Source organism: Arthrobacter sp. 10N43 (assembly GCF_056394525.1).
In genome coordinates, this window is sequence record NZ_JBFTIA010000005.1 from 127,681 (window position 1) to 140,293 (window position 12,613).

The window sequence follows — 12,613 nt, forward strand, 5'->3', positions numbered from 1 at the left end:
TTACTTGACCAGGCCGATCTGGGTCAGCGTGGTCTTGACCTTGGCGATGTCCTCGGTCAGGAAGGTCTTGAAGCCGTCGCCGGCGAGGAAGGCGTCGTCCCAGTTGTTCTTGGTCAGGGTGGACTTCCAGGCCTCGGACGCGTGCAGCTTGGTGACGACGTCGGTCAGCTTCGCGCGCTGGGCGTCGTCGATGGAGCCGGGGGCCACCACGCCGCGCCAGTTGGTCAGCACGACGTCGATCCCCTGGTCCTTGAGCGGCTTGACGCCGGGCAGCGCCGGGGCCTCGGATTTGCCGGAGACGGCGAGCGCCCGGACCTTGCCGGCCTTGACCTGCTCGGCGTACTCGCCCACGCCGGAGATGCCGGCCTGGACCTTGTTGCCGAGCAGCGCCGCGATGGATTCGCCGCCGCCGGAGTAGCCGATGTAGTTCAGCTTGTCCGCCTCCACGCCCTGGGACTTCAGGATCTGCCCGGCCAGGATGTGGTCCGCGCCGCCGGCCGAGCCGCCAGTGATGGCCACGCCCTTGCCGTTGGTCTTGATGTCCGCCACGAGGTCGGCGACGGACTGGTACTTTGACGACGCCGGCACTACGAGGACCAGCGGTTCTTCGGTGAGCCGCGCGATCGGGGTGGTGTCTTCGAGCCGGGTCTTGGCGCCATTGGTCTCAACTGCGCCGACCATGACGTAGCCCATCACCATGAGGGTGTTGACGTCCTTCTCGGTGGCAAGCTTGGCGAGCCCATTGGTTCCGCCGCCGCCGCCAATGTTGGTGACCTGGGCGGAAGAGACCAGCTTGTTGGTCTGCAGGTCCTGCTGGATGGCGCGTCCGGTCTGGTCCCAACCGCCGCCCGGGTTGGCCGGGACGATGATGCTGAGCTTCTTGATCGGGTCGGCGCCCGCGGCCGTGCCGGCAGCCGTGCCGGTTCCGCTTCCAGCGCAGGCGGACATGGCCAGGACGACTCCGGCGGCACCGGCGATGAGGGCGGCGCGGCGGGTGTAGGCGGACCGCGTGAAAGTGGGCCGCGTGAAAGTGGACTGCGTGAGAGTGGACTGGCCAGACATGGTTTCTCCTTGGGCGAATGTGATGCACATCATTGGAATCACGTCACTGACCCTAGGAGCGCCCGGCGACGGGCAACAGAATTTGGCCTTAGAGGTAGTAGTGGTCATATTGGTCACGGCCGCGGCCGTCTTTTTGGCGGGCGGACGCCGCTGCCGATGGGAAACTTGTGACATGTTTCACAGGATTCCCCTACGGTTCCAGCTGGTCGCATTGCAGCTGGGCATCGTGCTGGCTGTCCTCACGGTGGTGGGGGCCGTGACCATCCGGATGCAGGAACAACAGCTCCGGGATGCGTACAAGGGCCGGCTGATCGGCGTCGCCGAAAGTGTCGCACAGCTGCCCTCGGTCATCAGCGCGTTCGGAACGCCCTCGCCGGCCCAGACCATCCAGCCGATCGCGGAAGTCATCCGGCAGGCCTCCAATGTCACGTACGTGGTGGTGACAGACCGGCACGGCGTCCGGCAGTCGCACCCCAACCCTGCGGAAATCGGCCGGCCGGTCTCCACCGATCCCTCCGTGCCCCTGTCCGGGGAGATCTACGTGGGCACCCAGACCGGAACCCTCGGCGAGTCCTGGCGGGTCAAGGTCCCCATCTTCGACCGGACCGGCACCGTGATCGGCTCCGCCTCCGTGGGGGTGCTGGAGAGCACGCTGGCCGCCGACCTCCACGACGACATGCCACAGCTGTTCGCCTGGCTGCTCGGGGCCGCGCTGCTGAGCTCACTGGGCGCGATGTACGTCTCGAAACTGGTATGGCGGCGGATCTACAAGCTTGAGCCCGAGGACATCGCTGCCCTGCTGGAAACGCGCGACGCCATGCTCCATGGCCTGGGCGAAGGGCTCGTGGCGGTGGACGCAGACGGCAGGATCGCGCTGGTCAATGACGAGGCCCGGCGCCTCCTCGGACTGTCAGCGGATATCACCGGGACGCCCGCCGCGGCAAGCCTGGAGCCGGCGGTCCACCGTCTGCTCTCGGCCGGGTCGGCCACGGAGGAACTGGTGCTCTCGGGAGAGCGGATCCTGCTGGGCAAGGTCAATGCCGCCACGGTCGACGACCGGGAAGTCGGCAAGGTGCTGATCCTGCGGGACCGCACGGAACTGCACACCGTCCTGCGTGACCGCGACGGCGCCGTGGACGTAACCCAGGCCCTCCGCGCCCAGGCGCACGAGTTCGCCAACAAACTGCACGTTATTTCCGGACTGCTGGAGCTCGGGAAGCAGGACAAGGCCATCGAATACCTTGGCCGCAGCCACAACGACGCCGTCTTCGCGAACCGGCCGCTGGCGCCCGGAATCACCGACCACGGGGTCCAGGCCCTGCTGATAGCCAAGTCCACAGTCTGCGCCGAGCGCGGCATCGACATTGTGGTCAGCCCGGATTCGGTGTGCTCCGCCGATGACTCAGGCGACGTCATCACGGTCCTGGGCAACTTGGTCGACAACGCCGTGGACGCCGCGGGCTTCGACAGCACCGTGGCCATCCGGCTCGGCGAGAGCGCCGACGGCGAGCGGACCATCGTGGTGGAGGACGACGGGCCCGGCGTCCCCGTTGCGGAACGCGCTAAAGTGTTCGAGCCCGGTGTGACCAGCAAGGAGGCCGAGGGGATCAACAGCCGCGGGTTTGGGCTGGCCCTGGTCCAGCGGGTTGCCCTCCGGCGCGGAGGCCGGGCCGCGGTATCCTCATCGGCATTGGGCGGAGCCTGCTTCTTGGTGGTGCTCAGGACAAAAGAGGCGGAACTACAGAAGCAATGAGCGCCATACGCACCCTCATCATCGACGATGACGTAGCAGTGGCCGGGATCCATCACGGGTTCCTGCTGGCACGCGGCGGATTCGACGTCGTGGCCATGGCCCACACCGGGCAGCAGGGCATCGATCTGGCCGCCGAGCTGGCGCCGGAGCTGGTGCTGCTGGACATTCATTTGCCGGACATGTCCGGCCTGGATGTCCTGCAGCGGCTGCGCGGGCACCGGCGGCCGGTGGATGTCCTGGTCATTACCGCGTCCCGGGAACTGGATACGGTCCGTGGCGCGATGGCCGGCGGGGTGCTGCACTACCTGGTCAAGCCCTTTTCCTCGCAGGCGTTGAACGAACGGCTGGACGAGTACGTCATGCTGCGGGACGAGCTGGCCTCGGGCGCCGCCGGGCCGCTGGACCAGGCCAGCATCGACCGCCTGGTGGCTCCCTCCCGCCGGTCCGCGCCGGCAGAGCCGGCCCAGCCGCCGGGCCAGGCTGCGCTGCGGCTGCCCAAGGGGCTCTCCCGTCCCACCCTGGACGCGGTCATCGAGGCGCTGAAGGCCAGCCCCGAGGACGTATCCGCCGCCGGCCTGGCGCTGCAACTGGGCCTGTCCCGGGTCAGCGCCCGCCGCTACCTTGAGTACCTTGTGGTTCACGGCCATGCCCGGCTGACGCCCCGCTACGGAGCGGCGGGCCGGCCGGAGAACCGCTACCTCTGGCGCCGCTGAGATTGCGGAGCCAAGGATCCAGGCGTTGGGCGCCGAGGGTGGGCGCCGAGGGTCAGGAGCTGACGTGGCCCGCGCGGCGCAGCGTCGATGCGGCGTGCTTGAGGATGGGCCCGTCGATCATCTTGCCCTTGAACGCGAACACGCCCGTGCCTGCCGCGGAGGCGGCGTCAAGCAGCTCGGCGGCCGCCGAGACGTCGGCCTCGGTGGGCGCGTAGGCTTCGCGGACCACGGCCACCTGGTCCGGGTGGATGCAGGCTTTGGAAGAGAACCCGGACGCCACGGCGTCACGGGATTCCAGGGCCAGCCCGGCAAGATCCGGGATGTTGACATAGACGGCGTCGATCGCGTCCTTGCCGAAGGCGCCGGCGGCCAGGAGCACACTGGAACGGGCGTGCAGCGCGACTGCCCGGTAGCTGCCGTCCTCGAACCGGCTGGAGGTTCCGCCGAGCGAGGCGAGCAGGTCTTCCGCGCCCCACATCAGGGCCACCACGTTGGGTTCGGCGGCGATGGCTGCGGCGTTGAGGACTCCCGCGGCCGTCTCGCAGAGGGCAATCACGCTGTAGCCCTGGAGTTCCTTGAGTTGGGCGGCGCTCTCGGCCTTGGCCAGCATGATGTGCCGGTAGGGCGTGTGCTTGAGGCAGTGCAGGTCCTTCTCGAACTCGTCCGTGCCGGCGGGATTGACCCGGATGATGGTGCGGCTCGGGTCCAGTTCCGGGACGTCGCCGGTAGCGCCCAGCTGGGCGAGGATGGCGCCGCGGGCCCGCTGCTTGTCGGCGGGCGCGACGGCGTCCTCGAGGTCCACGATCACGGTATCGGAGCGCTCGGCGGCCTTCTGGTACCGCTCAGGGCGGTCGGCGGGGCAGAACAGCAGGGCAGGACCCATCAGGAAACTCATGTTTCTATTGTCCCCTTTTGCGCCGCTTCCAGCTCGGCAGCCGCGTGGGCCTCGCGTGTCCACATCAGGCAGCTGCGGGCAGCCAGCGCCACCACCTCGCCATGCTGGTTGCGTCCGGTGTGCTGCATGGTCACGATGCCCTGCCCGGGGCGGGACGCGGACAGCCTTTTCCCGGTGACCACGGTCTCCGTGTAGAGGGTGTCCCCGTGGTACAGCGGGCGCGGAAAGGACACGTCCGTCAGTCCCAGCTGGGCGATGATGGTGCCCTGGGTCAGCTGAGGCACCGACTGGCCCACCACGGTGGCGAGGGTGAACATCGAATTCATCAGCCGCTGGCCGAATGGCTGCCCGGCGCTCCAGGCCGCGTCCAGGTGCAGGGCCTGGGTGTTCATGGTCATGGTGGTGAACAGGACATTGTCCGTCTCCGTGACCGTCCGGCCCGGCCGGTGGGCGTAGACCACGCCCTCCTGGAGCTCGTCGAAATAGAGGCCGCGCTGTTCAATCACCCGGGGGGTGCCGGCATCGGGGCTTGGGGAGGGCCGGTCGGCGTCGCTCATACAGTCAGTTCCTGGTCTTCCTCGAAAAGTTCGGCTCCGGTGGCGGCCACGACGTCCTCAACGGTGACGTCGGGAGCCAGCTCCCGCAGCACCAGCCGGGACTGCCCGGCCTCGGTCACGACGTCGATCACGGCGAGGTCGGTGATGATCCGGTCCACACAGCCCTTGCCGGTCAGCGGCAGCGTGCACGATTCAACGATTTTCGGCTTGCCGTTGCGGTCCACGTGGTCCATCATCACGATCACCTTCTTGGCCCCGAACACGAGGTCCATCGCGCCGCCCATGCCCTTGACCATCTTGCCCGGGATCATCCAGTTGGCGAGGTCGCCGTTGGCGGCCACCTCCATGGCGCCCAGCACCGCCACATCGACGTGCCCGCCCCGGATCATGCCGAAGGAGGCGGCGGAATCGAAGAACGCCGCACCCTTGTTGACCGTGACAGTTTCCTTGCCGGCATTGATCAGGTCCGGATCGATCTCATCCTCAGCCGGGTACGGCCCGACGCCCAGGATGCCGTTCTCCGAGTGCAGCACCACCTCGACGCCGGCCGGAATGTAGTTGGGGATCAGCGTCGGCATCCCGATGCCAAGATTGACATACTGGCCGTTGTGCAGCTCCTGCGCCACCCGCGCGGCGAGTTCGTTGCGGTTCCAGCCCTTTGTTTCAGTACCGGGGGCGTGTTCGACGGCGGAGCGCCGGTATTCGTGGCGCACGGCCTCGGGACGGGGCGGCGCGCCCTGGGCGTTGTTTGTTTCCACGGCTATGCTCCTGCCTGGTTTGGTGTGCCGGGGGCAGCCGAAACTGCGACCGTCCGCTTCTCGATGCGTTTCTCCCCCTGCGGGGCCAGGACCACGCGCTGGACGAAGATCCCCGGAACGTGGACGTGCTCCGGGTCCAGCTCCCCCGGCTGCACAAGTTCCTCGACCTCGGCGATCGTGATCTTCCCGGCCATGGCGCACAGCGGGTTGAAATTCATCGCGGTGGCGTGGAAGACGAGGTTGCCGTGGCGGTCCCCCTTCCAGGCGTGCACCAGGCCGAAGTCGGGCGTCAGCGACTCTTCCAGCACGTAGTCGGCGCCGTTAAAGCTGCGGACCTCCTTCGGGGCGGAGGCGATCGCGACGTTACCCTCGGCGTCGTACTTCTGCGGCAGCCCGCCGTCGGAGACCTGGGTCCCGACGCCGGCCGGCGTGTAGAAGGCGGGAATGCCGGCACCGCCGGCGCGCAGCTTTTCGGCCAGGGTGCCCTGCGGGGTGAGGACCACCTCGAGCTCACCGGCAAGGTACTGCCGGGCGAACTCCTTGTTCTCCCCGACGTAGGAGCTGATGGTGCGCCGGATCCGGCCGTCCTTGAGCAGGATCCCGAGTCCCCAGTCGTCCACGCCGCAGTTGTTGCTCACGGTTTCCAGATCCGTGGCGCCGCGCTGGTGCAGCGCCTCGATGAGGGTCACGGGGATGCCGCAGAGCCCGAACCCTCCCACGGCGAGGGAGGCGCCGTCGTGGATGTCCGCGACAGCCTCGGCTGCGCTGGCGACTACTTTGTTGATCATCAGGATCCTTCCGGCCGGCTACAGTCCCAGTTCGCGGGCGATCAGCATCAGCTGGACCTCCGTGGTGCCTTCGCCGATTTCGAGGATCTTGGAGTCGCGGTAGTGGCGTGCCACGGTGAATTCGTTGATGAAGCCATAGCCGCCGAACACCTGGGTGGCGTCCCGCGCGTTGTCCATGGCTGCCTCGCCTGCGACCATCTTAGCGATGGCCGCCTGCGTCTTGAACGGCTTGCCGGCAAGCATCCGGGCGGCCGCGTCGTAGTAGGCCAGGCGGGCCGTGTGGGCGCGGGCTTCCATCCGGGCAATCTTGAACGCGATGGCCTGGTACTTGCCGATGTTCTGCCCGAACGCGCTGCGTTCCTTGGCGTACTTCACCGACTGGTCCACGCAGCCCTGGGCCGCGCCGACGGCCAGCGCCGCGATCGCGATCCGGCCCTCGTCCAGGATGGACAGGAAGTTGGCGTAGCCGCGGCCCTGGGTGCCGAGCAGGTTGGCTTCGGGGACGTGGACGTTGTCCAGCGTGAGCGGGTGGGTGTCCGAGGCGTTCCAGCCGACCTTGTTGTAGGCCTTCTCCGCCGTGAACCCCGGGGTGTTGGTGGGCACCAGGATGGTGGAGATCTCCTTCTTGATGCTGCCGTCCGGACGTTCTTCCTGGCCGGTGACGGCCGTGACGGTGACGAGCTTGGTGATGTCCGTGCCGGAGTTGGTGATGAACGCCTTGTTGCCGTTGATGACCCATTCACCGCCGCCCAGTTTGGCCGTGGTCTTGGTGCCGCCGGCGTCCGAGCCGGCCTCGGGCTCGGTCAGGCCGAAGCCGGCGAGCGCCTTGCCGGAGGCGAGCAGGGGCAGCCATTCCTCTTTTTGGGCGTCGTTGCCGAAGCGGTGGATCGGCATGGCGCCGAGCGAGACGCCGGCCTCCAGGGTGATGGCGACGGACTGGTCCACGCGGCCGAGCTGTTCCAGCGCGAGGGCCAGGGCGAAGTAGTCCCCGCCCATGCCGCCGAACTCTTCCGGGAAGGGCAGGCCGAAGAGGCCCATGTCCGCCATCTGGGAGACGACCTCGTAGGGGAAGCTGTGTTCCTCGTCGTGCTTGGCGGAAACGGGGGCCACTACTTCGTCGGCGAATTCGCGGACGGTGTTGCTGAGGTCCTGGTAGTCCTCGCTGAGCTCAAAATCCGGCATGGGGGTGACTCCTTTGTCTGATGTAAATCCGCGGTCTGGTGATGGTGTCTGGTGATGGTGTGTGCTGCTGTTTTTCTGCAAAAGCTGCTCCGTGGCCGCCCGGTCAGAAAGTTTGTTAGTCGGCCGCGCCCATTGCGATCACGGCTTCCTCGATCGTGTCCTCGGCGGCGTTCTCCGCCGGGGACGGAGCATGGACCGCGGGGTGGACGGTGGCGAGCACCTGGTCTGCCTTCACGAGGTCCCCGGGACCGACGCTGATGTGGACTGTTCCCTCGAGCGGCGCCACGAGCTGGTGCTCCATCTTCATCGCCTCCACGGAGAGCAGTACCTGGCCGGCTTCCACCGTGTCGCCGTCGCTGACGGAGACGGACACCACCGTCCCTGGCATCGGCGAGCGCACGGCCGGGTCGGCGGCGCCTTCCTCGCGTTCGATCGCGGCCAGCACCCGGGCGAGCCGGGACTCGCGGGTGAGCACCTCCAGGCGGCAGGACCAGCCCTCGTTGCCGAGGAAGAGCTCGTGTGGGTCGCCGGAGGCCGGGCCGCTCTGGTCCGGTGTTCCCGGGCCCTCAGGCGTCGACACCAGCGCGTATTCCCGTGCTTCGCCATCGAGGGTCAGCTCGGCGTGGTTGCGCTTGGGGAAACGAAGCGATGCCGTGCGTTCCGGCCCGCCGTCGACACTCACCGCCGCGGTGCCCTGCCCGACGGCGCCGGACACCGTCACCGTGGCGACGCCGCCGCCGGGCGTGCCCAGGCTGATCCGCCGCGGGGCAGGCACACCGATCCGCCAGCCGTCGCGCCGGCTCCACGGGCCTCCCCCGGGGTTCCGTGCATCGCGTTCCTCCATCGCAGCGGCGAATACCGCGGCGGCAGCTGCCTCGAAGTCGCCCACGCGGCGGAAAGAGAACTCCGGCATCTTGCGCTCGATCAGGCCGGTGTCGAGCCGGCCGGCGCGGACGTCGGCGTCGTTGATCAGCAGCCGCAGGTACTCGATGTTGGTGTCGATGCCCAGCGCCGTGTACCCGGCGAGCGCCCGGTCCAGGGTGTCCAGGGCTTCGGTGCGGTTCCGGCCCCACGCGATGACCTTGGAAATCATGGGGTCGTAGCTGGAGGAGATTTGGAGGCCCTCGACAAGGGACGAGTCGACCCGGACCTGGCCATCGGCGTGATCGGGCATTTCGTCCAGCAGGACCACCCGCCCCGTGGACGGCAGGAAATTCTTCTCCGGCACCTCGGCGTAGACGCGGGCCTCCACCGAGTGTCCGGTGAGGACGACGTCGTCCTGGGTCACGGTGAGTTCCTCGCCGGCGGCGATCCGGACCTGCCATTCGACGAGGTCGACGCCGGTGACCATCTCGGTGACGGGGTGTTCGACCTGGAGCCGGGTGTTCATTTCCATGAAGAAGAATTCGTCTGGGGCGTTGTCCGAGACCAGGAACTCGACGGTGCCGGCGCCGGAGTACTTGACGCTGCGGGCCGCGTTGCAGGCGGCCTCGCCGATCCGGGCCCGGATGTCCGCCCCGTCGGGCAGGGATTCCAGCAGCGGGGAGGGAGCTTCCTCGATGACCTTCTGGTGCCGGCGCTGCAGCGAGCACTCGCGCTCCCCCAGGTGGATGACGTTGCCGTGGTTGTCGGCGAGGACCTGGACCTCGATGTGGCGCGGGGTGAGCACGAGCCGTTCCAGGAACAGGGTGTCGTCGCCGAAGGCACTCGCGGCGACCCGGCGGGCCGTGGCCAGGGTGGCTGCCAGGTCCTCGGGGCGTTCGACGATGTGCATGCCCTTGCCGCCGCCGCCGGCTGAGGGCTTGATCAGCAGCGGGAAGCCGACGCCGGCCGCGGCCTCGATCAGCTGCGCGTCCGTCATCCCCGGTTCGGCGATGCCCGGGACCACCGGGACGCCGTAGCCGGTGACGTGGTTCTTCGAGCGGATCTTGTCGCCCATGACATTCAGGGATTCCACGCCCGGGCCGATGAACGTGATCCCGGCTTCGGCCAGGGCACGGGCGAAGTCGACGTTCTCGCTCAGGAAGCCGTAGCCCGGGTGCACGGCCTCGGCCCCGGTGTCGCGGCAGGCCTGGATGATGGCCTCGATCTTCAGGTAGCTCTCGGTGGCCGCGGCCGGGCCGATCCGCACCGCCACGTCGGCTTCGCGCACGTGCCGGGCGCCGGCGTCGGCGTCGGAATAGACCGCCACCGAACGGATGCCCAGGGCCCGCAGGGACCGGATGACGCGGCAGGCGATCTCGCCGCGGTTGGCGACCAGCACGGTGCCGAACAGGGGCTTGCGGGGGGTCGAGGGTGCACTCGATGAAGAGGAAGTAATTGTCATTGCTGGCTCACATCCGGAACAGGCCGAAGGAGGTCTCCGGCAGCGGGGTGCGGGAAACGACGTCGAGCGCCAGTCCCAGGACGGTGCGGGTGTCCGCGGGGTCGATCACGCCGTCGTCCCAGAGGCGGGCGGTGGAGTAGTAGGGGCTGCCCTGGTCCTCGTACTGGGCCTTGATGGGGGCCTTGAAGGCTTCCTCGTCCGCGGCGGACCATTCCTCGCCGCGGGCCTCGTACTGGTCCCGCTTCACGGTGGCCAGCACGCTGGAGGCCTGGTTTCCGCCCATCACGGAGATCCGCGACGCCGGCCACATCCACAGGAAGCGCGGCGAGTAGGCCCGCCCGCACATGGAGTAGTTGCCCGCGCCGAAGGAGCCGCCGATCACCACCGTGAGCTTGGGGACGCGGGCGGTGGCGACGGCGGTGACCATCTTGGCGCCGTTCTTGGCGATGCCGCCCTGCTCGTAGTCCTTGCCCACCATGAAGCCGGAGAGGTTCTGCAGGAAGATCAGCGGGATGCCGCGCTGGTCGCACAGTTCGATGAAGTGCGCGCCCTTGAGCGAGGATTCGCTGAACAGCACCCCGTTGTTCGCCACGATGCCCACCGGGTGGCCGTGCAGCTTCGCGAAGCCCGTGACCAGGGTGGTGCCGTAGTTCTTCTTGAATTCATGGAATTTGCTGCCGTCGACCAGCCGGGCGATGACCTCGCGCACGTCGTACTGGGCGTTGACGTCCGTGGGAACGGCGCCGTAGAGCTCAGCCGGATCCGCGACGGGTTCGACGGCGGTGTCCACGTCCCAGACGGGCGCGGCCGGCCGCGGCAGGGTGGCCACGATGTCCCGGACGATCTGGAGGGCATGCTCATCGTTCTCGGCCAGGTGGTCCGTGACGCCGGAAATCTTCGAGTGCACGTCTCCGCCGCCCAGTTCCTCGGCCGTGACGATCTCGCCGATCGCGGCCTTCACCAGCGGCGGGCCGCCCAGGAAAATGGTGCCCTGGTTGCGGACGATGACCGTCTCATCGCTCATGGCAGGGACATAGGCGCCGCCGGCGGTGCAGGAACCCATCACGGAGGCGATCTGCGGGATCTTCGCCGCGGACATCCTGGCCTGGTTGAAGAAGATCCGGCCAAAGTGCTCCTTGTCCGGGAAGACCTCGTCCTGCTTGGGCAGGAAGGCCCCGCCCGAGTCCACGAGGTAGATGCAGGGCAGCCGGTTCTCCAGGGCGATTTCCTGGGCCCGGAGGTGCTTCTTCACCGTCATCGGATAGTAGGTGCCGCCCTTGACCGTGGCGTCGTTGGAAATGACCAGGACCTGGCGGCCGTGCACCAGGCCGATCCCGGCGATCACCCCGGCGCCCGGGGAGTCATCGTTGTACATGCCGTTGGCCGCGAGCGGCGCGATTTCCAGGAAGGGGCTGCCGTCATCCAGCAGCCGGTCGATGCGTTCGCGCGGGAGGAGCTTGCCGCGGGCCACATGGCGTTCGCGGGACTTTGCCGGCCCGCCCAGCGCCGTAGCGGCGAGCCGTTCCCTCAGTTCGCCGGCCAGGCCCAGCTGGGCCTGGCAGTTCGCGGCAAAGGCGGCGCTTGTCGCATCCACCCGGCTGGCGATTGTCTCCATTGACTGCTTCCGTTCCCTGACCTGAGTGCCGGTTCGGCGGCTACAGCCGCCCGGATATTTCGGCTGATTCCGCAAATATTTCGGTTAGTACCGCATAACTGAGATTTAGGTTAGTCTCTATTAACTGTGATGTCCAACACAGGGATCATTTGCAACGAGGGGATGCGCCGGTGACCGAGCCCAGCCTGACCACCCAGCTTCCTACAGTCCCGGTGGCTTCCACCCCGGCCCTCTCCAGTCCGGTCCCCTCCACACAGCGCAGCCAGGCCAAGGCGAACAGGCGGCAGGCCCTCCTGTCCGCGGCCGCCGCGCTCTTCGCCCTGGAGGGCTTCAACCGCGTTTCACTGGAGGATCTGGGGGCCGCGGCCGGCGTCAGCGGGCCGGCGGTCTACCGCCACTTCGCCGGCAAGCAGGCAGTCCTCGGTGCGCTGCTCCTCAGCGTCAGCCAGGACCTGCTCGACGGCGGCCGCAAGGTGGTGGCCGATTCCGACGGCGATCTGGCGGCGCTGGGCGGCCTCGTGGCCTTCCACGTCGACTTTGCCCTGAGCAATCCCGACGTCATCCGGGTCCAGGACCAGGACTTCAGCAACCTTGCCGGCGAGGACCAGGCCGAGGTCCGCACACTCCAGCGCAACTACGTTGAACTCTGGGTGGAAGTGCTGGCTGGGCTGCATGAAGGCACGGAGGCGGCCGAGCTGCGGATGCGGGCACATGCCACCTTTGGATTGATCAACTCGACCCCGCACTCGGTACGCAGCCACGGCCGCCGGGTCGGCGTCCGCCGCGCCCGGCCGCTGCTCGAAAGCATGGCACTGGCCGCGCTCCTGGCACCGGCCGCGCCGCCGGCAGACTGACGCTCCCGCCCGACTGACCAGTCCCCGTCCGGGCACACTCCGCTCCCGGCGTTTTCCCGCTGCGGCACACTCCGGGGGCAGTTTGGCGTGGACACGCCGTCAATTGGGCC

General features: G+C 68.0%; 11 protein-coding genes. 3 read left to right on the forward strand and 8 right to left on the reverse strand.

What is annotated here, in order from left to right; translation table 11 throughout:
- Entirely contained in the window at positions 1–1,062 is a 1,062-nt protein-coding gene (locus AC1DDO_RS12290; RefSeq protein WP_476971923.1) for a Bug family tripartite tricarboxylate transporter substrate binding protein, read from the reverse strand.
- Positions 1,063–1,234: 172 nt separating this feature from the next.
- Between AC1DDO_RS12290 and AC1DDO_RS12295 the strand changes: the two genes are divergently transcribed.
- Positions 1,235–2,815, forward strand: a complete 1,581-nt coding sequence (locus AC1DDO_RS12295; protein WP_476971924.1) for an ATP-binding protein — start codon at positions 1,235–1,237, stop codon at positions 2,813–2,815.
- The gene (locus AC1DDO_RS12300; protein ID WP_476869003.1) at positions 2,812–3,528 is read left to right on the forward strand and encodes a response regulator; all 717 of its coding nucleotides are present in this window, start codon (positions 2,812–2,814) and stop codon (positions 3,526–3,528) included. The genes AC1DDO_RS12295 and AC1DDO_RS12300 overlap by 4 nt, the downstream gene beginning before the upstream one ends.
- Before the next feature lie 52 nt (positions 3,529–3,580).
- Here AC1DDO_RS12300 and AC1DDO_RS12305 read toward each other — a convergent pair whose 3' ends face one another.
- The 7 genes from AC1DDO_RS12305 to AC1DDO_RS12335 all read right to left on the reverse strand — a co-directional run bounded on the left by AC1DDO_RS12305 (position 3,581) and on the right by AC1DDO_RS12335 (position 11,649).
- On the reverse strand, positions 3,581–4,423 hold the full coding sequence (locus AC1DDO_RS12305) for an HpcH/HpaI aldolase/citrate lyase family protein (RefSeq protein WP_441409382.1): 843 nt from the start codon (positions 4,421–4,423) through the stop codon (positions 3,581–3,583).
- Positions 4,420–4,980, reverse strand: a complete 561-nt coding sequence (locus tag AC1DDO_RS12310) for a MaoC family dehydratase (RefSeq protein ID WP_476971925.1) — start codon at positions 4,978–4,980, stop codon at positions 4,420–4,422. The genes AC1DDO_RS12305 and AC1DDO_RS12310 overlap by 4 nt, the downstream gene beginning before the upstream one ends.
- Positions 4,977–5,738, reverse strand: a complete 762-nt coding sequence (locus AC1DDO_RS12315; protein WP_441409380.1) for a CoA transferase subunit B — start codon at positions 5,736–5,738, stop codon at positions 4,977–4,979. Before AC1DDO_RS12315 ends, AC1DDO_RS12310 begins: the two co-directional genes overlap by 4 nt.
- 2 nt (positions 5,739–5,740) lie before the next feature.
- Complete coding sequence (locus AC1DDO_RS12320) at positions 5,741–6,526, reverse strand: CoA transferase subunit A (protein ID WP_441409379.1); 786 nt, start codon at positions 6,524–6,526, stop codon at positions 5,741–5,743.
- Between the two features lie 18 nt (positions 6,527–6,544).
- The gene (locus AC1DDO_RS12325) at positions 6,545–7,708 is read right to left on the reverse strand and encodes an acyl-CoA dehydrogenase family protein (protein WP_441409378.1); all 1,164 of its coding nucleotides are present in this window, start codon (positions 7,706–7,708) and stop codon (positions 6,545–6,547) included.
- Positions 7,709–7,823: 115 nt separating this feature from the next.
- Positions 7,824–10,034, reverse strand: a complete 2,211-nt coding sequence (locus tag AC1DDO_RS12330) for an acetyl/propionyl/methylcrotonyl-CoA carboxylase subunit alpha (protein ID WP_476971926.1) — start codon at positions 10,032–10,034, stop codon at positions 7,824–7,826.
- 7 nt (positions 10,035–10,041) lie between these two features.
- Positions 10,042–11,649, reverse strand: a complete 1,608-nt coding sequence (locus tag AC1DDO_RS12335) for a carboxyl transferase domain-containing protein (RefSeq protein ID WP_476971927.1) — start codon at positions 11,647–11,649, stop codon at positions 10,042–10,044.
- A gap of 212 nt (positions 11,650–11,861) precedes the next feature.
- On the opposite strand from AC1DDO_RS12335, the gene AC1DDO_RS12340 reads away from it, so the two are divergent.
- Positions 11,862–12,503, forward strand: coding sequence for an SACE_7040 family transcriptional regulator (locus AC1DDO_RS12340; protein WP_476972063.1), 642 nt, complete (start codon positions 11,862–11,864; stop codon positions 12,501–12,503).
- The last annotated feature ends 110 nt before the right edge of the window (positions 12,504–12,613 follow it).